The following is a 16,706-nucleotide window of genomic DNA, read 5'->3' as shown; positions in this document are numbered from 1 at the left end:
ATGTCCAAGCTTCCCGGTTACCCCGCCCATCCCCAACGCTTCGAGGTCCGCCCTGGCCTGTCGATGAACTATCTCGACGAGGGCCCGCGCGACGGTGAGGTGGTGGTGATGGTGCACGGCAATCCGTCGTGGAGCTATTACTGGCGCACGCTGGTGGCCGGCCTGTCGGACAAGTACCGTTGCATCGTGCCCGACCACATCGGCATGGGCCTGTCGGACAAGCCCGATGACCGTGGCTATGCGTACACGCTGCAATCGCGCGTGGATGACCTGGATGCGCTGCTCAGGCACCTGGGCATCACCGGCCCGGTGACCCTGGCCGTGCACGACTGGGGCGGCATGATCGGCTTTGGCTGGGCGCTGTCGCACCACGCGCAGGTCAAGCGGCTGGTGGTGCTCAACACCGCCGCGTTCCCGATGCCGGCAGCGAAGAAGATGCCGTGGCAGATCGCGCTCGGACGGCACTGGAAGATCGGCGAGTGGATCATCCGCACCTTCAATGCCTTCTCCGCCGGCGCATCGTGGCTGGGCGTTGAGCGGAAGATGCCCGCCGACGTGCGCCGCGCGTATGTATCGCCGTACAACAGCTATGCCAACCGCATCAGCACCATCCGCTTCATGCAGGACATTCCGCTGGGCCCGGCCGACAAGGCGTGGTCGCTGCTGGAGCGTGCAGGCAAGGCGCTGCCGTCGTTTGCCGATCGCCCGGCCTTCATAGGCTGGGGCCTGCGCGACTTCGTGTTCGACCACCATTTCCTGCAGGGCTTCCAGGCGGCGCTGCCGCAGGCCCAGGTGCATGCCTTCAAGGACGCGGGCCACTACGTGCTGGAAGACAAGCACGAGGTGCTGGTGCCGGAGATCCGCGCCTTCCTGGACGCGAACCCGATCTGATCGGATCCCCTCGGTAGCGCCGGGCCATGCCCGGCGCTGTCGTACAGGGGTCAGAGCCCTTCCGTGCCGGAAACGGGCCCGACCCCGACCGTCACGCCGCGATCGGCGCCTGCGGCGGAGACGACGGGCTGCTGCCGTTGTCGTCCGGATGATCGTCGTCGTTGTCCGCCTCGTCGCGCCAGCGCCAGTCGGCCAGCGTCAGCGGGTCCAGGCCGTAGGCGATGCGGGCCTTGTCGCACTGCGGGCTGGCCTTGCCGTACTCCCATGAGGCATCCACTTCGCGGCACACGCTGGGCCGGTTGGGGTGGATCGTGCAGCGCGAATACACGCCGATCTGCGCATCCAGTGCCACGCAGCGCACCGGTTTGGAGTGGGTGCCGCGCATGCACAGGCGATGCGGGTCGAGCACTTCGGTCAGCTGGTGGGGCACGCCGCCCGGGGTGACCTCGTCCGATTCCATCCAGTGGAAGGCCACGCGGTACTGGGTGCAGCAGGCGCCGCAGGTCATGCAGGGGTGTTGCATGGGCAAGCCGCCTCGGGCGGCAGTCGGAATCGGGAACGAGGCTGCGGATTTTCCACGAAGTGAGCCGCCGCGCAAGAAATTCCGTAAGCGGCGACAATGAACGGATGAACCGACCCTGCAACATTGCTGCGCGGTTGCCTGAACTGGCCCGTGAACGCCCCGACCAGATCGCCATCCGCTGCCCCGGCCGCCGCGGCGCCGGCAACGGCATGGCGGCCTACGATGTGACCCTGGACTATCGGCAGCTGGATGCCCGCAGCGACGCCATGGCCGCCGGCCTGGCCGGCTACGGGATCGGGCGCGGCGTGCGCACGGTGGTGATGGTGCGGCCCTCGCCGGAGTTCTTCCTGCTGATGTTCGCCCTGTTCAAGCTGGGTGCGGTGCCGGTGCTGGTCGATCCCGGCATCGACCGGCGCGCGCTGAAGCAGTGCCTGGACGAAGCCCAGCCGGAGGCCTTCATCGGCATCCCGCTGGCCCACGTGGCACGGCTGGCGCTGCGCTGGGCGCCGTCGGCGACCCGCCTGGTCACGGTGGGACGGCGGCTGGCCTGGGGCGGGACCACCCTGGCCGCGCTGGAGCGCGCGGGCGCGCAGGCCGGGCCGATGCTGGCGGCCACCGATGGCGAGGACATGGCCGCGATCCTGTTCACCAGCGGCTCCACGGGCGTGCCCAAGGGCGTGGTCTACCGCCATCGCCATTTCCTGGGCCAGATCGAGCTGCTGGGCAGCGCCTTCGGCATGGAGGCCGGCGGGGTGGACCTGCCGACCTTCCCGCCCTTCGCCCTGTTCGATCCCGCATTGGGGTTGACCTCGGTGATCCCGGACATGGACCCCACGCGGCCCGCGCAGGCCGATCCGGCACGCCTGCATGATGCGATCCAACGCTTCGGCGTGACCCAGCTGTTCGGCTCGCCTGCGCTGATGCGGGTCCTGGCCCGCCATGGCCGGCCGCTGCCGTCGGTGACGCGGGTGACCTCGGCCGGTGCCCCGGTTCCGCCGGATGTGGTCGCCACCATCCGTGGCCTGCTGCCGGCCGGCGCGCAGTTCTGGACGCCGTACGGTGCCACCGAATGCCTGCCGGTGGCGGTGGTGGAAGGCCATGAACTGGAGCGCACCCGTGCGGCCACCGAGGGCGGTGCGGGTACCTGCGTGGGCAACGTGGTGGCCCCGAACGAAGTGCGCATCATCGCCATCGACGATGCACCGCTGGCCGACTGGTCGCAGGTACGCGTGCTGACCACCGGCGAGGTGGGCGAGATCACCGTGGCCGGCCCCACCGCCACCGACAGCTATTTCAATCGTCCGCAGGCCACCGCTGCGGCGAAGATTGCCGAAACGCTGGCCGATGGCAGTACCCGCATCGTGCATCGCATGGGCGATGTCGGCTATTTCGACGCGCAGGGCCGTTTGTGGTTCTGCGGACGCAAGACCCAGCGCGTGGAAACCCCGCACGGCCCGCTCTACACCGAACAGGTCGAGCCGGTGTTCAACACGGTGCAGGGCGTGGCACGCACCGCGCTGGTCGGCGTGGGTCCCGCGGGCGCGCAGGTGCCGGTCCTGTGCGTGGAGCTGCAGCGTGGACAGTCCGACAGCCCGGCGCTGCATGAAGCGCTGCGCGCCCTTGCCGGCGCACGCCTGCCCGAGGCCGGGCTGCAGCACTTCCTGGTGCATCCGGCGTTTCCCGTGGATATCCGTCACAACGCCAAGATCGGCCGCGAGAAGCTCGCCGTCTGGGCCAGCGCCGAACTGGAGAAGCGCGCATGAAGATCCTGGTCACCGGTGGTGGTGGTTTCCTTGGCCAGGCGCTGTGCCGCGGGCTGGTCGAGCGCGGCCACCAGGTGCTGGCATTCAACCGCAGCCACTACCCGGCGCTGCAGGCGCTGGGAGTGGGCCAGATCCGTGGCGACCTGGCGGACCCGCAGGCCGTGCTGCATGCGGTGGCCGGTGTCGATGCGGTGTTCCACAACGGTGCCAAGGCCGGCGCCTGGGGCAGTTACGACAGCTACCACCAGGCCAATGTGGTCGGCACCGACAATGTCATCGCTGCCTGCCGTGCGCATGGCATCGGCAGGCTGGTCTATACCTCCACACCGAGCGTGACCCATCGTGCCACCCACCCGGTGGAAGGACTGGGCGCGGACGAGGTGCCCTACGGCGAGGATTTCCAGGCGCCGTACGCGGCGACCAAGGCGATCGCCGAACAACGGGTGCTGGCCGCCAACGACGCGACGCTGGCCACGGTGGCGCTGCGCCCGCGCCTGATCTGGGGGCCGGGCGACCAGCAGCTGGTGCCGCGCCTGGCCGAGCGCGCACGGCAGGGCCGGCTGCGCCTGGTCGGTGATGGCAGCAACAAGGTCGACACCACCTACATCGACAACGCCGCGCTGGCGCACTTCCTGGCATTCGAGGCGCTGGGCCCGGCGGCGGCCTGCGCCGGCAAGGCCTACTTCATCTCCAATGGCGAGCCACTGCCGATGCGCGAGCTGGTCAACAAGTTGCTGCAGGCCGTGGGCGCCCCCCCTGTGGAGAAGGCAATCAGCTTCAGGACCGCCTACCGGATCGGTGCGATCTGCGAGCGCCTGTGGCCGCTGCTGCGGTTGCGCGGCGAGCCGCCGTTGACGCGTTTCCTCGCCGAGCAGCTGTGCACGCCGCACTGGTACAGCATGGAGCCGGCGCGCCGTGATTTCGGCTATGTGCCGCAGGTCAGCATCGAGGAAGGGCTGCGTCGGCTGCAGGCCGCGTCGTCATGACGGCAGCCTCACGGCGCTGAAGACTTCATCGCGCGCAGAACCGGCCATCACCGGTTGCACACCGCCGGACCGGGAGGATGGACCCCACGCCACCCACGGCCGAATATCTGCGAGGAGCGCCATGCTGCATTACGCCGTCATTTTCTTCGTCATCGCCATCATCGCCGCCGTGCTCGGTTTCTCCGGCATCGCCGGCGCGGCCAGCAACATTGCCTGGATCCTGTTCGTGGTGTTCCTGGTCCTGGCGGTGATCTCGATGTTCCGCAAGCGCGGCTAGTGAGCCCCGGAGCAGTGCCGGTCGATGGCCGGTACTGCTCCGGCGGAAGCGGTTGTTTGCTGTAGTACCGGGTACTGCCTGGCCTACAGCAGCCTCTGATCGGCTTCGTGCCGTTCCAGCGCCAGTTCGATCAGGCGCGTGATCAGCGTGGTGTAATCCACGCCACTGGCGCCCCACAGCTTCGGGTACATGCTGATGCGGGTGAAGCCCGGCAGCGTGTTGACCTCGTTGATGACGACGCGGCCATCGCCGGTCAGGAACACATCCACTCTGGCCATGCCGGCGCACTCCAGCGCCTGATACGCCTGCAGGGCGATCTGCCTGATCCGCTGCTGGGTGGCATCATCGATGTCGGCCGGGACCACAACGTCGGCGCCATTCTCGTTGAGGTACTTGGTGTCGTAGGCATAGAACTCGTCGTGCACCGCCACTTCGCCACACACGCTGGCCTGCGGCTGCTCGTTGCCGAGCACCGCACATTCGATCTCGCGGCCGGCCACGGCCGCTTCCACCAGAACCTTGTGGTCGTAGCGCAGCGCCCGTTCCAGCGCGGCCGCGAAGCCGGCAGCGTCCTTGACCTTGCTCACCCCCACCGACGAACCCTGGTTGGCCGGCTTCACGAACAGCGGCAGACCGAGCTGGGCGATGACGCCGTCGACATCGATGGTCGCAGCCTGGTGGCGACGGATGCACTGCCAGGGCGCCACCTGCAGGCCGGCATCGCGCAGCAGGCGCTTGGTCACGTCCTTGTCCATGGCCACGGCCGAGCCCAGCACCGGTGAACCGACGAAGGGCAGGTTGGCCATGCGCAGCAGGCCCTGCAGCGCGCCATCCTCACCCAGCGGACCATGCACGATCGGCAGGACAACGTCGATCTGGCCGAGCACGGCAGCCGGATCGGCGGGCTGCAGCTGCGCCTGTCCGGCGCCCGGGTGCACCGCCAGCGCGACGCCGGACCGGTGCAGCGCGATGCGCGCCGGATCATCGGCGTTGAGCAGGAAGCTCCCGGCCTGGCTCAGATGCCATCGGCCCTGCTTGTCGATGCCGATCAGCACCGGCTCGAAGCGCTCGTGGTCGAGTGCGTCGAGGATGTTCTTCGCCGACTGCAGCGAGACTTCGTGCTCGGAGGACGTACCACCGAAAATGATGCCGACCCGGGTCCTGCTCATGGGCAATGCGATGTCCTGGACGTTGCGTGGCCCCACAGCATGGACCTTCCTTCGCCCGGCAGGTGAGGCGGAGATGAACCCGCACCCATCCGCGCTGCCCGGCCCAAGCCCGGCACCCACGAAGGTAGAATGGGGCCATGGCTCTTTCCCTGCTCAAGTCCCTCAAGCCGGTCGCCGGCCGTGCCCTGCAGATCGCCCTGAACCGCGCCCTGGCGCTGGATCCGGATACCCGCCACGCGTTGGCCGGTCTGGATGGCCGCCATATCGATCTGACCCTGGAGGCTCCTGCGCTGGCCATGCGCATCAGCGTTGACGGTGACCAGCTGCGGGTGGGGCCGGTGGATGCCCAGGAAGCCGATCTGGCCGTACGCAGCAGCCTGTCGGGGGTGCTGGCCCAGCTGCCGCTGCTGGCCAATGCCCGGCGCGCCGACAGCACCGGCAAGGGACGCGTGCGCGTGGCCGGCGATGCCGAGCTGGCGCGCCGCCTGCAGCAGCTGGCCAAGGGCTTCGACCCGGACTGGCAGCAGCCGTTCGTCAGCGTGTTCGGCGAGGTGCTGGGCGTACAGGTGGCCAACACACTGCGCGGCGCGCTGCAGCACGCCCGCCAGGGCGTGATCGATCTGGCGCACAGTGCAGCCGAATTCATTACCGAAGAATCGCGCGACGTGGTGCCGCGCGCCGAGCTGGACGCGTTCCACGACGATGTGGATGTGCTGCGCGATGATGTCGAGCGCCTGGGTGCACGCGTGCAGCGCCTGCGGGGTGCGGCATGAAGGCGGTGCTGCGGGCCAGCCGCATCGGCCGGGTGATCCTGCGCTACCGCCTGGATGACCTGCTGCAGGACACGCCGGCCGAACGCTGGCTGCGCCTGGCCAAACCCTTCGTTCCGCGGGCCTCGGCCGACATCGCCGCGCAATCGCGTGGCGCACGCCTGCGCCTGGCGCTGCAGGACCTGGGTCCGATCTTCGTCAAGTTCGGGCAGATCCTGTCGACCCGTCGCGACCTGGTGCCGCCGGACGTGGCCAACGAACTGACCCTGCTGCAGGACCGGGTCAAGCCGTTCGACGGCGACACCGCGCGCCGCATCGTCGAGGACGCGCTGGGCCTGCCGGTCAGCGAAGCCTTTGCCAGCTTCGATACCGAACCGCTGGCGTCGGCCTCGATCGCGCAGGTCCATGCGGCCACGCTGGCCGATGGCCGCCAGGTGGTGGTCAAGGTGCTGCGCCCGGGCATCGAGAAGCAGATCGACGCCGATATCGCCCTGCTCAATTCACTGGCCGCGCTGGTTGAGCGCACCCACCCGCGTGCCGACAAGATCCGCCCGCGCGAAGTCGTGGCGGAAGTGGAGAACACCCTGGCCGCCGAGCTGGACCTGCAGCGCGAAGGCGCCAACGCCAGCGTGCTGCGCCGCTTCTGGGAGAACTCCGACGACCTGTACGTGCCGGAAGTGATCTGGAGCCACACGGCCGAGCGCGCGCTGACCCTGGAGCGCGTGTGGGGCATTCCCTCCGATGACATCGTGGCACTGGACGCCGCCGGGATCGATCGCAAGGCGCTGGCCGCCAAGGGCGTGCGGGTGTTCTACACCCAGGTGTTCCGCGACAACTTCTTCCACGCCGATGCGCATGCCGGCAACATCTGGGTCGACCCCGATCCGGCACGCCGCAGCGATCCGCGCTTCATCGCGCTGGACTTCGGCATCATGGGCCAGCTGTCGCAGGAAGATCAGTACTACCTGGCCGAGAACTTCATGGCCATCTTCAACCGCGACTACCGCCGCATCGCCGAGCTGCACGTGCAGGCGCGCTGGATGCCGGACCACGTGCGCATCGACGACCTGGAAGCGGCGGTGCGGTCGGTGTGCGAGCCGTACTTCACCCGCCCGCTGTCGCAGATCTCGCTGGCGGAAGTGCTGATGAAGCTGTTCCGCGTGGCGCAGCGCTACCAGCTGACGCTGCAGCCGCAGCTGATCCTGCTGCAGAAGACCCTGTTGAACATCGAAGGCGTCGGTCGCCAGCTCGACCCGCAGATCGATATCTGGGCGGTGGCCAAGCCGGTACTGGCGAAGATCCTGCGCGAGCGCTACAGCCCGCGCAGGGTGATGCGCGAGCTCGGCAAGCGCCTGCCGGAAATCATGACCCACGCACCGGACATGCCCCGCCTGGTGCATGCCTGGCTGACCCAGCAGGTGGAGGGACGTCACGAGCTGGCGATGCGCTCGCGCGATCTGGTATCGCTCGATGCCAGCGTGCAGCGCCTGCAGAAGCATGCGGTCGGTGCCATCACCGGCGTCGGCCTGCTTGCCATTGCCGCCTTGATGTACGTGTTGCAGCCGCCCGGCTGGTACTGGGGCGACCTGCCGATGTGGAGCTGGCTGTCGGGCGCGGTGGGTGTGGCCGCATTGGCCCGGGCGTGGTGGAAGTAGCCGCCGTGCTGCAGGCGCTCAAGGACGAACTGGTGCGCTTTGGCGCCGATAACGATGCGCGCGAAAGCGAGCGGGCCCGGCGCATGCTGAACATCACGCCGGATACCGGTGCGCTGCTGTCGCTGCTGGTACGTTTCGGACAGGCCCGGCGCGTGCTGGAGATCGGCACCTCCAACGGCTATTCCACCCTGTGGCTGGCCGAGGCTGCCGCTGCCATTGACGGCCATGTGACCACGCTGGAGTACGCTGCCGACAAGGTGGCCCTGGCCGGCGCGACCTTCGCCCGCAGCGGCCTGCAGGCGCATATCACCCTGATGCACGCTGACGCCGGGGCGTGGCTGGCGCAGGCGGCCGATGCCAGCATCGACCTGCTGTTCCTCGATTCGGATCGCGAGCAGTACGCTGGCTGGTGGCCGCACCTGCGCCGCGTGCTGCGGCCCGGTGGCCTGCTGGTGGTGGACAACGCGATCTCCCACGCCGAACAGATGGAGCCGCTGCGTGCAGCACTGGTGGCCGATCCTGATGTCAGCGTCAGCCTGGTGCCGGTGGGCAACGGTGAACTGCTGGCACTGCGCAACGTTTGACTGCCTCGCGGCACAAACCCGGGGTCAGGTCCCTTTTCCGCAGGAAAAGGGATCTGACCCCATACCGGCCGCCCGTATAATCGCGCGGTGAGCACCGAACCCGATACCCTCGCCGCGGTCGAGACCGACACCGCCCCCCTTCGGCTCCTGCACCTGGATGAACGCCTGGCGGTGGTCGACAAGCCGGCCGGGCTGATGGTCCATGACAGCAAGCTGGCCCGTGGCGAAGATGATTTCCTGGCCGATCGCCTGCGTGAGCAGCTCGGGCGCCCGATCTTTCTGGTGCATCGGCTGGATCGTGCCACCAGTGGCTGCCTGCTGCTGGCCTTCGACCGTGACACCGCCAGTGCGCTGGGCAAGGCCCTGATGGGCGGCGAGGTGGCCAAGGACTACCTGACGATCTGCCGCGGCTGGCCGGCCGAGGCGTCCTGGCGGGTCGACCACGACCTCGACGGCGGCCCCGGAAAACCGGTCAAGAAGCCTGCCATCACCGACTTCCAGTGCCTGGCTACCGGCGAGCTGCCGGTGCCGGTCGGCGAGTTCGCCCGTTCGCGCTATGCGCTGCTGCGCTGCCAGCCGCAGACCGGACGGTTCCGGCAGATCCGCCGGCATCTCAAGCATCTTTCGCACCACATGATCGGCGATACCAGCCACGGCGACGGCCGCCACAACCGCATCTTCCGCATGCAGGGGGTGCACCGCATGCTGCTGCACGCCGAGCGCCTGCGTTTTCCGCATCCCGAGGGCGGCACGGTGGATGTGCGGGCGCCGCTGGACCGGGAATTCCAGAAGGCACTGGACCTGTTCGGCTGGCGGGTGGAGTGAAGGCAGCGCCGGGCATGGCCCGGCGCTACCGCCTCACTTCTTTTCCGGCTCGTTGACGATCGCTTCCAGATCCTTCTGCAGGTCGGCGAACAGCGGCTGCATGCGCGACTGGATGGCCACCATCACGTTCTGCATCAGCGCCGGGGTCTTGTCCAGCAGACTCTGGCCCGCCGGGCTCTCGTAGAACTCGGCCATCGCCAGCACGTCTTCCTTGCTGAAGGTCTTCTTGTAGAGATCCACGTACATCGGCCGCAGCTGCTGCCATGACAGGGCCTGGCGCAGGGTCTGGCTGGTCCGTGCCTGGATGCGCTTGAGCTGCTCCTGCTGCTGGGCATTGAGCTGGCGCTGCGACGCGACCTGCTGGAACTGCTGCTGCTGCATCGCCTCGATCTGCGGCAGCATGGTGTCGATCATGCTCTGCGCGCGGGAGGCCGACAGCAGGCGGTTGATGTCGCCGTCGGTCGGCGCGGCGGCCAGGACCGGGGCGCTGGCCACGGCAAGCGCCAGCAGAAGGGCAGCACGGCGCAGCAGGGCGGGCAGGGTGGATGCGGAGCGGATCATGCGAAGCTTCCTGCGGTACATGGGACGGCCAGCATACCCGCTGGCAAGGCGAAGGCGGCGTGTTCGGTGCCTGATCGGCGGCATACGGCGCGCGATGCCGCACTCCGCCACGTGGCTGCCGTTACAATGCGCGGATGGGCAGTGGACCGGTCACCATCAGCGCGCAGCTTGAAATCCCCGACGGCGAGATCGTCGAGCGTTTCGTGCGTGCCAGTGGTGCCGGTGGCCAGAACGTCAACAAGGTGTCCACCGCGGTGGAACTGCGTTTCGACGTGGCCAACTCGCCCTCGTTGCCCGAACCGTTGCGCGCGCGCCTGCTGGCGCGGCGTGACCGGCGGATGACCGGCGAAGGCGTGCTGGTCATCGACGCGCAACGCTTCCGGACCCAGGATCGCAATCGCGAGGATGCGCGCGAGCGGCTGGCGGCCTTCATCCAGGCCGGGTTGAGCGTGCCCAAACCGCGCAAGGCCACCAAGCCGACCCTCGGGTCGAAACTGCGTCGTCTGGACGCCAAACGCGGGCGCGCGCAGATCAAGCGCGGGCGCTCCTCACGTGACTGGGAGTGATTGCTTGAACAACCCGACTCCGTTGCTGCCGGCCATCCCGCCGAACATGCCGCAGGTCAGATCCAACCCGTTCCTGCGCTGGCTGGCGCGCTGCACCCTGCGCATGGGCGGCTGGAAGGTGGTCGGCACCCTGCCGGACATCCCGAAGCTGGTCTTCATCATCGCCCCGCACTCGTCCAACTGGGACGGGTTCTGGGGCATGGCGGCCAAGATCGCACTGGGCATGAAGGTCAAGGTGCTGGGCAAGGCGTCGCTGTTCTGGTGGCCGCTGGGCCCGCTGCTGCACCGGCTGGGCGTGATCCCGCTGGACCGCAGCTCGCCGCAGGGAACCGTCGGCCAGGCCGTGGACCTGATCCGCAACAACGACAGGATGTGGTTCGCGATCACCCCGGAAGGCACCCGCAAGGCGGTCAAGGAATGGAAGGCCGGATTCCTGAAGATCGCGCGGATGGCCGACGTGCCGATCCTGACCGCCTATTTCCATTATCCGGAGAAGGTCATCGGCGTCGGTCCGCTGTTCCATCCCACCGGCGATGACGTGGCCGACATGGCCGCCATCCGCGAGTTCTACCGGCCCTGGATCGGCAAGACCCGCGGTACGGTCTGAGCCGGCCGCCAGTGAAGGTCCAGACGCCACGTCCGGCACATGCCGGGCGAGCGCGACAGGAGTAGGGTGGACGGTCGGCATCCCATCCCGTCTGCCCAAGGAGCGTTTTACATGTCGCGTACCGTAGTCCTGGCCGCCGCCATCAGCCTGGCGCTGGCGGCCTGTTCCGGCAAGGAGTCCACCCCCGTGTCCGCAGCCCAGAATACCCCGGCCCAGCAGCCGGCCGATGCCTCCACCAACCCGCTGCTGAGCGCCAGCACGCTGCCGTTCCAGGCGCCGCCGTTCGACAAGATCAAGGACAGCGACTACCTGCCGGCGTTCGAGGAAGGCATGCGCCAGCACCTGGCCGACGTGCGCAAGATCGCCGACAACAGCGAGCCGGCCACCTTCGACAACACCATCGTGGCGATGGAGCGCAGCGGTGAGACCCTGACCCGCGTGTCGCGCATCTTCTTCGGCCTGGTGCAGGCCGATACCAACGATGCGCGCCAGAAGATCCAGGAAGAAGTCGCGCCGAAACTGGCCGCGCACCAGGACGAGATCAGCCTCGACCCGAAGCTGTTCGCACGCGTGAAGTCGCTGTACGACCAGCGTGACACGCTGGGCCTGGACCCGGTGCAGAAGCGCCTGGTCGAGCATTACTACGACGGCCTGGTGCGTGCCGGTGCGCAGCTGTCCGACGCCGACAAGGCCAGCCTGCGCAAGCTCAACGTGGAAGAGACCACGCTTTCCACCCAGTTCCATACCCGCCTGGTCGCCGCCACCGCTGCCGCTGCCGTCATCGTGGACGACAAGGCCAAGCTGGCCGGCCTGGATGAGAACGCGATCAACACCGCAGCTGCCGATGCGAAGGCGCGCAAGCTTGACGGCAAGTTCCTGCTGCCGCTGCAGAACACCACCCAGCAGCCGGTGCTTGGTTCGCTGAGCGACCGCGACCAGCGCGCCGCCGTGCTCAAGGCCTCGGAAACCCGCGCCGAGCGCGGTGATGCCAACGATACCCGCCAGACCGTGCAGCGCCTGGCCCAGCTGCGTGCGCAGAAGGCCAAGCTGCTGGGTTTCGACACCTTCGCCGACTACCAGCTGGGCGACCAGATGGCCAAGACCCCGGCCGCCGCGCTGAAGCTGCTGACCGACACCGTGCCGGCTGCCACCGCCAAGGCACGTGCCGAAGCCGGCGAGATCCAGAAGGTGATCGACGCGCAGAAGGGCGGTTTCCAGGTTGCGGCCTCGGACTGGGACTTCTACGCCGAGCAGGTACGCAAGGCCAAGTACGATCTGGATGAGTCGCAGATCAAGCCCTATTTCGAGCTGGACAACGTGCTGCAGAACGGCGTCTTCTACGCCGCCACCCAGCTGTACGGCATCACCTTCAAGCCACGTACCGACATTCCGACCTACCACCCGGACATGAAGGTGTACGAAGTGTTCGACAAGGACGGCACCTCGCTGGCCCTGTTCTACACCGACTACTTCAAGCGTGACAGCAAGTCCGGTGGCGCGTGGATGGACGTGTTCGTCGAGCAGGATGGCCTGACCGGCGCCAAGCCGGTGGTCTACAACGTCTGCAACTTCACCAAGCCGGCCGAAGGTCAGCCGGCGCTGCTGAGCTTCGACGACGTCACCACCCTGTTCCACGAGTTCGGCCACGCCCTGCACGGCATGTTCTCGAACGTGAAGTACCCCTCGATCGCCGGCACGGCCACCTCGCGCGATTTCGTCGAGTTCCCGTCGCAGTTCAACGAGCACTGGGCGCTGGATCCGAAGGTGTTCGCCAACTACGCCAAGAACTACAAGACCGGCGAGCCGATGCCGCAGGAACTGGTCGACAAGATCCTCAAGGCGCGCAGCTTCAACCAGGGCTACGCCACCACCGAGTACCTGTCGGCTGCGCTGCTGGACCTGGCCTGGCACACGCAGAAGGCCGACGCGCCGCTGCAGGATGTCGGAGCCTTCGAAGCCAGCGCGCTGAAGAAGTTCAAGGTCGATCTGCCGCAGGTTCCGCCGCGCTACCGCACCACCTACTTCGACCACATCTGGGGCGGTGGCTACTCGGCCGGCTACTACGCCTACTTCTGGGCGGAAGTGCTCGACCATGACGCCTTCCAGTGGTTCACCGAGAACGGCGGCCTGACCGCGGCCAATGGCCAGCAATTCCGCGACAAGATCCTCTCGCGCGGCAACAGCGTGGAGCTGTCGACCCTGTACCGCGATTTCCGCGGCAAGGACCCGTCGGTGGAACCGCTGCTGAAGTTCCGCGGGCTGAAGTAAGAAAGCGAAAACGGCGGGGGCGACCCCGCCGTTTTTCTTTCTGTAGCGTCGAGCCATGCTCGACGTTCTTCTGTAGAGCCGAGCCCATGCTCGGCTGATGTTTCCTGGAAAGGCAGCCGAGCATGGGCTCGGCTCTACAAACAGCCTTACGTCCCCACGTGCACCCGGTTCGCCTGTTCGGCAAGGCCCAGGTGATCCAGCGCGATATCCAGCGCCAGCACGTAGCTCTGCGCGCCATAGCCGGCGGCGATGCCCAGGCGCTGGCCGATGCCGGCCGGCAGACAGGGCTCAGCCACCGCGCCGTCGTCATGCACCTCCACGTAGGCGTTGTGCAGATAGGGCAGCAGGCGCTGCAGACGCAGGCTGCCGGCACACGCGCCGGGATCGAGCAATGTCACTTCGCCGCGGCTGTGATCGGCCACGCGCAGGGCATCCAGCAGTTCCTGTTCCGAACCGCAGGCACGGATGGCCACGCTGGTGCCGGCATCGATCGCACGGTGTACCAGCGACTTCAGTACCGGTGCCGGCAGCGGCAGTGCGGTACGGATCAATGTGCCGGCCGCTTCCGGGCCGCGGATGATGAAGATCGACATGGCTCAGCCCTCCTGCGCCAGGCGGCGGCCGACGATGGCCAGCGACAGCGGATAACCGGCCTGCTGGCTGCGCTGGTCGACCACCACCGCGGCCGGCCCATGCTGCAGGCGCAGGCGCGCGTCCAGACCGGGTTCGCGGGCGCTCTGCAGTTCGATGTAATGCGCCGGCAGCCGCTCCAGGGCGGCCTGCAGCGCGCTGCCCTCGGCCTGCCATTGCGCCTCGTCGGCCACGCCCACGTCCAGCAGCACCCAGTCGGCCGAGCGCGCCTGCGGCTGGCACAGGCACTGGCGCACTTCGGACAGGCTGGCGCAGTCGCTGCACAGCACGCGGTGGCCGGACAACTGCGCCGGCAGCTGCGGACGCGGTGCCGATGAAGAGGCGTGGCGGATCACCAGGAGGGTCATACAACACCTTGCGGAAAGCGCCGTTCGGCGCGGTGGGCAGACGATGCGCGCAGTGCCCGTAAAGGTGCGATGCCGGGCGCCGGGCCCGGGCGTAAAACCTCTGTAACCCTGCATCGGCAGCGCCGGGCCATGCCCGGCGAGCACATGGCGCGGCCGTTCCAACACTCGGCCGGGCATGGCCCGGCGCGACCGGGAACCTCTTGCACCCGGATGGGGTCTGAAGACCCTGCCACCCCATCGGAACCTGACATGGATGCTGTTGCCCGACCGCCGTTCCCGCAACGCGCTCTCGCCTGGCTGAAGAAGGAGGCGCTGCCGCTGCTGCTCATGCTGGGCCTGCTCGCCGCCGCCCGCGACACCCTCGCCAATCATTACGTGGTGCCCAGTGGCTCGATGCAGCCGACCCTGCAGCCCGGTGACCGGGTGGTGGTGGACATGCGTGCCTATGGCCTGCGCCTGCCGTTCACCAACACGTCCCTGCTGTCCACCGGCCAGCCGCAGCGCGGCGAGGTGGCGGTATTCGATTCGCCTGCCGACGGCACCCGCCTGATCAAGCGGGTCGCCGCCGTGGCCGGCGACCACGTGCAACTGCACGAGGGCCACCTGAGCATCAACGGCCACCCGCTGCAGATGGCCGACCTGCAGGACGTGGAGGCCTTCGGCAGCCGCCGTGCCCGCCTGGACCTGGACATGGGCGGTGGTCCCGACATTGCGGACCTGGTGGTACCGGCCGGCAAGCTGCTGGTACTGGGGGATCATCGCGGCAACAGTTTCGATGGCCGCTTCTTCGGCTTTGTCGACGCCGACAAAGTCTACGGGCGCGCCGTGGCCGTCTACTACCGCCGCGGCGATGGCTTCCAGTGGCAGCACCTGTGAGCTGAATCGATACGTCAGGGATATCAATCCTGACTTTTCAGGTTATGGATCGACTGGGTGGACGGGCCTAGTCTGGGGCCCGTTCCCTCCACCCCGGCCGCCCCCAACGGCCCATCGATCCCATGACTGGCGAAACCGCCGCGGCCCCCGAACGTCGCTTCCCTCCTGCCGATTACAGCCCCGAGACGCGCATCCAGCAGGGCACGCCAGCGTTCCGCCGCACGGCGGTCGCGCTGTTCCTGGCCGGCTTCTCCACCTTTGGCCTGCTGTACACGGTGCAGCCGTTGCTGCCCGAGTTCAGCCGCCACTTCGGCGTCTCCGCCGCCGGCAGCGCGATGTCGCTGTCACTGACCACCGGCACGCTGGCCGTGGCGATGCTGCTGGCCGGGCTGCTGTCCGACGCCGTGGGCCGCAGGCCGTTGATGATCGTCGCCCTGCTGGCCTCGGCCATCCTCTCGCTGAGTACCGCCCTGGTCGATGACTGGACCACGCTGCTGGTGCTGCGCACCCTGCTGGGCCTGGCCCTGAGTGGCGTGCCGGCGGTGGCGATGACCTATCTGGTCGAAGAAATGGACAGCCGCGCACTGGGCCTGGCGATGGGCCTGTACATCGGCGGCAACGCGATTGGTGGCATGAGCGGGCGCCTGCTCGCCGGCATCATCGCCGACCATTGGGGGTGGCGCTGGGGCATCGGCGTGGTCTCGATCATCGCCGTGGCCAGCACCGTGTTGCTGTGGCTGCAGCTGCCGCCATCGCGGCATTTCCAGGCCCGTCGCGGCGGCCTGCGCCAGCTGCCGTCGCGCTGGCGCACGTTGTTCGCCGATCCCGGCCTGCCGTGGCTGTTCGCCACCTCCTTCGTGTTGATGGGCGTATTCGTCACCCTCTACAACTACCTCGGCTATCACCTGCTGGCGCCGCCGTACCACCTCAGCCAGACCGTGGTCGGGCTGATCTTCAGCGTCTACCTGGTCGGTACGTTCAGCTCGGCATGGATGGGCCAACAGGCCACGCGGTACGGCCGTGGGCGCGTCCTGTCGATCTCCTTCGTGCTTATCGGTGCCGGCATCGCGCTGCTGGCGATGCCGTGGCTGACCACGATGGCGCTGGGCATCGCGCTGGTGACCTTCGGCTTCTTCGGCGGTCATTCGGTCGCCAGCAGCTGGGTCGGCAGCCGGGCGGGCATGATGCGCGCGGAAGCCTCGGCACTGTATCTGTTCGCCTACTACCTGGGGTCGAGCGTGCTGGGCGGTGTGGGCGGGCTTGCCTACGCCGCGTGGGACTGGCTGGGGGTGTGCGCGTTCGCGGCAGTGCTGACCCTGCTTGGCGGTGGCATCGTCTGGGCGTTGCAGCAGCGGGCCCCGCAGCCGGTGACGGCCTGATGCTCGCC

18 protein-coding genes are annotated in these 16,706 nt (G+C 68.0%); 13 read left to right on the top strand and 5 right to left on the bottom strand.

The features are described from left to right. Complete coding sequence (locus ACX9OW_RS15970) at nt 1-891, top strand: alpha/beta fold hydrolase (protein WP_053518424.1); 891 nt, start codon at nt 1-3, stop codon at nt 889-891. Between the two features lie 91 nt (nt 892-982). Here the strand turns inward: ACX9OW_RS15970 and ACX9OW_RS15965 are convergent, their stop codons facing one another. Beyond that, a complete protein-coding gene (locus tag ACX9OW_RS15965) occupies nt 983-1,414 on the bottom strand; it encodes a YkgJ family cysteine cluster protein (protein ID WP_053518425.1) in 432 nt (143 codons plus the stop codon). 104 nt (nt 1,415-1,518) lie between these two features. On the opposite strand from ACX9OW_RS15965, the gene oleC reads away from it, so the two are divergent. From oleC to ACX9OW_RS15950, 3 genes are all read left to right on the top strand, one after another. Further along, complete coding sequence (gene oleC / locus ACX9OW_RS15960; RefSeq protein ID WP_459062545.1) at nt 1,519-3,177, top strand: olefin beta-lactone synthetase; 1,659 nt, start codon at nt 1,519-1,521, stop codon at nt 3,175-3,177. Continuing rightward, nucleotides 3,174-4,163 (top strand): 2-alkyl-3-oxoalkanoate reductase, encoded by a 990-nt coding sequence (gene oleD, locus ACX9OW_RS15955; protein WP_111186525.1) that lies wholly within the window; start codon nt 3,174-3,176, stop codon nt 4,161-4,163. The genes oleC and oleD overlap by 4 nt, the downstream gene beginning before the upstream one ends. Nucleotides 4,164-4,284: 121 nt before the next feature. Beyond that, nucleotides 4,285-4,440 (top strand): DUF1328 domain-containing protein, encoded by a 156-nt coding sequence (locus ACX9OW_RS15950; RefSeq protein ID WP_004153593.1) that lies wholly within the window; start codon nt 4,285-4,287, stop codon nt 4,438-4,440. A gap of 83 nt (nt 4,441-4,523) precedes the next feature. Here the strand turns inward: ACX9OW_RS15950 and ddlA are convergent, their stop codons facing one another. Then, nucleotides 4,524-5,609, bottom strand: a complete 1,086-nt coding sequence (gene ddlA / locus ACX9OW_RS15945) for a D-alanine--D-alanine ligase (RefSeq protein WP_459062544.1) — start codon at nt 5,607-5,609, stop codon at nt 4,524-4,526. A 137-nt stretch (nt 5,610-5,746) separates the two neighbouring features. Between ddlA and ACX9OW_RS15940 the strand changes: the two genes are divergently transcribed. The 4 genes from ACX9OW_RS15940 (at nt 5,747) to ACX9OW_RS15925 (ending at nt 9,443) form a co-directional block, all read left to right on the top strand. Continuing rightward, entirely contained in the window at nt 5,747-6,382 is a 636-nt protein-coding gene (locus ACX9OW_RS15940; RefSeq protein ID WP_053518430.1) for a ubiquinone biosynthesis accessory factor UbiJ, read from the top strand. After that, nucleotides 6,379-8,034: a ubiquinone biosynthesis regulatory protein kinase UbiB gene (gene ubiB, locus ACX9OW_RS15935; RefSeq protein WP_065174173.1), complete on the top strand. Its 1,656-nt coding sequence runs from the start codon at nt 6,379-6,381 to the stop codon at nt 8,032-8,034. Before ACX9OW_RS15940 ends, ubiB begins: the two co-directional genes overlap by 4 nt. A 5-nt stretch (nt 8,035-8,039) precedes the next feature. After that, complete coding sequence (locus ACX9OW_RS15930; protein WP_065174174.1) at nt 8,040-8,618, top strand: O-methyltransferase; 579 nt, start codon at nt 8,040-8,042, stop codon at nt 8,616-8,618. Nucleotides 8,619-8,705: 87 nt separating this feature from the next. Further along, nucleotides 8,706-9,443 (top strand): pseudouridine synthase, encoded by a 738-nt coding sequence (locus tag ACX9OW_RS15925; RefSeq protein ID WP_053518434.1) that lies wholly within the window; start codon nt 8,706-8,708, stop codon nt 9,441-9,443. 33 nt (nt 9,444-9,476) lie between these two features. Here the strand turns inward: ACX9OW_RS15925 and ACX9OW_RS15920 are convergent, their stop codons facing one another. Further along, entirely contained in the window at nt 9,477-10,004 is a 528-nt protein-coding gene (locus ACX9OW_RS15920; protein WP_065174175.1) for a DUF2059 domain-containing protein, read from the bottom strand. 134 nt (nt 10,005-10,138) lie between these two features. On the opposite strand from ACX9OW_RS15920, the gene arfB reads away from it, so the two are divergent. The 3 genes from arfB (at nt 10,139) to dcp (ending at nt 13,445) form a co-directional block, all read left to right on the top strand. Continuing rightward, a complete protein-coding gene (gene arfB / locus ACX9OW_RS15915; protein ID WP_005420755.1) occupies nt 10,139-10,570 on the top strand; it encodes an alternative ribosome rescue aminoacyl-tRNA hydrolase ArfB in 432 nt (143 codons plus the stop codon). A gap of 4 nt (nt 10,571-10,574) precedes the next feature. Continuing rightward, nucleotides 10,575-11,177, top strand: coding sequence for a lysophospholipid acyltransferase family protein (locus tag ACX9OW_RS15910; RefSeq protein ID WP_053518437.1), 603 nt, complete (start codon nt 10,575-10,577; stop codon nt 11,175-11,177). Between the two features lie 111 nt (nt 11,178-11,288). Further along, nucleotides 11,289-13,445: a peptidyl-dipeptidase Dcp gene (gene dcp, locus ACX9OW_RS15905; protein ID WP_065174176.1), complete on the top strand. Its 2,157-nt coding sequence runs from the start codon at nt 11,289-11,291 to the stop codon at nt 13,443-13,445. Between the two features lie 146 nt (nt 13,446-13,591). Here the strand turns inward: dcp and ACX9OW_RS15900 are convergent, their stop codons facing one another. Together ACX9OW_RS15900 and ACX9OW_RS15895 are read right to left on the bottom strand one after the other, a co-directional pair. Further along, entirely contained in the window at nt 13,592-14,038 is a 447-nt protein-coding gene (locus ACX9OW_RS15900; protein WP_053518439.1) for a hypothetical protein, read from the bottom strand. A 3-nt stretch (nt 14,039-14,041) separates the two neighbouring features. Beyond that, entirely contained in the window at nt 14,042-14,443 is a 402-nt protein-coding gene (locus ACX9OW_RS15895; RefSeq protein WP_053518441.1) for a hypothetical protein, read from the bottom strand. A 249-nt stretch (nt 14,444-14,692) separates the two neighbouring features. Between ACX9OW_RS15895 and lepB the strand changes: the two genes are divergently transcribed. After that, the gene (lepB, locus tag ACX9OW_RS15890) at nt 14,693-15,319 is read left to right on the top strand and encodes a signal peptidase I (RefSeq protein ID WP_065174178.1); all 627 of its coding nucleotides are present in this window, start codon (nt 14,693-14,695) and stop codon (nt 15,317-15,319) included. Between the two features lie 122 nt (nt 15,320-15,441). After that, a complete protein-coding gene (locus ACX9OW_RS15885) occupies nt 15,442-16,698 on the top strand; it encodes an MFS transporter (RefSeq protein WP_262218874.1) in 1,257 nt (418 codons plus the stop codon). The last annotated feature ends 8 nt before the right edge of the window (nt 16,699-16,706 follow it).

Source organism: Stenotrophomonas genospecies 5 (assembly GCF_054473825.1).
The sequence above is the reverse complement of the archived record's forward strand: the minus strand, read 5'-3'. Positions and strand labels throughout refer to the sequence as shown.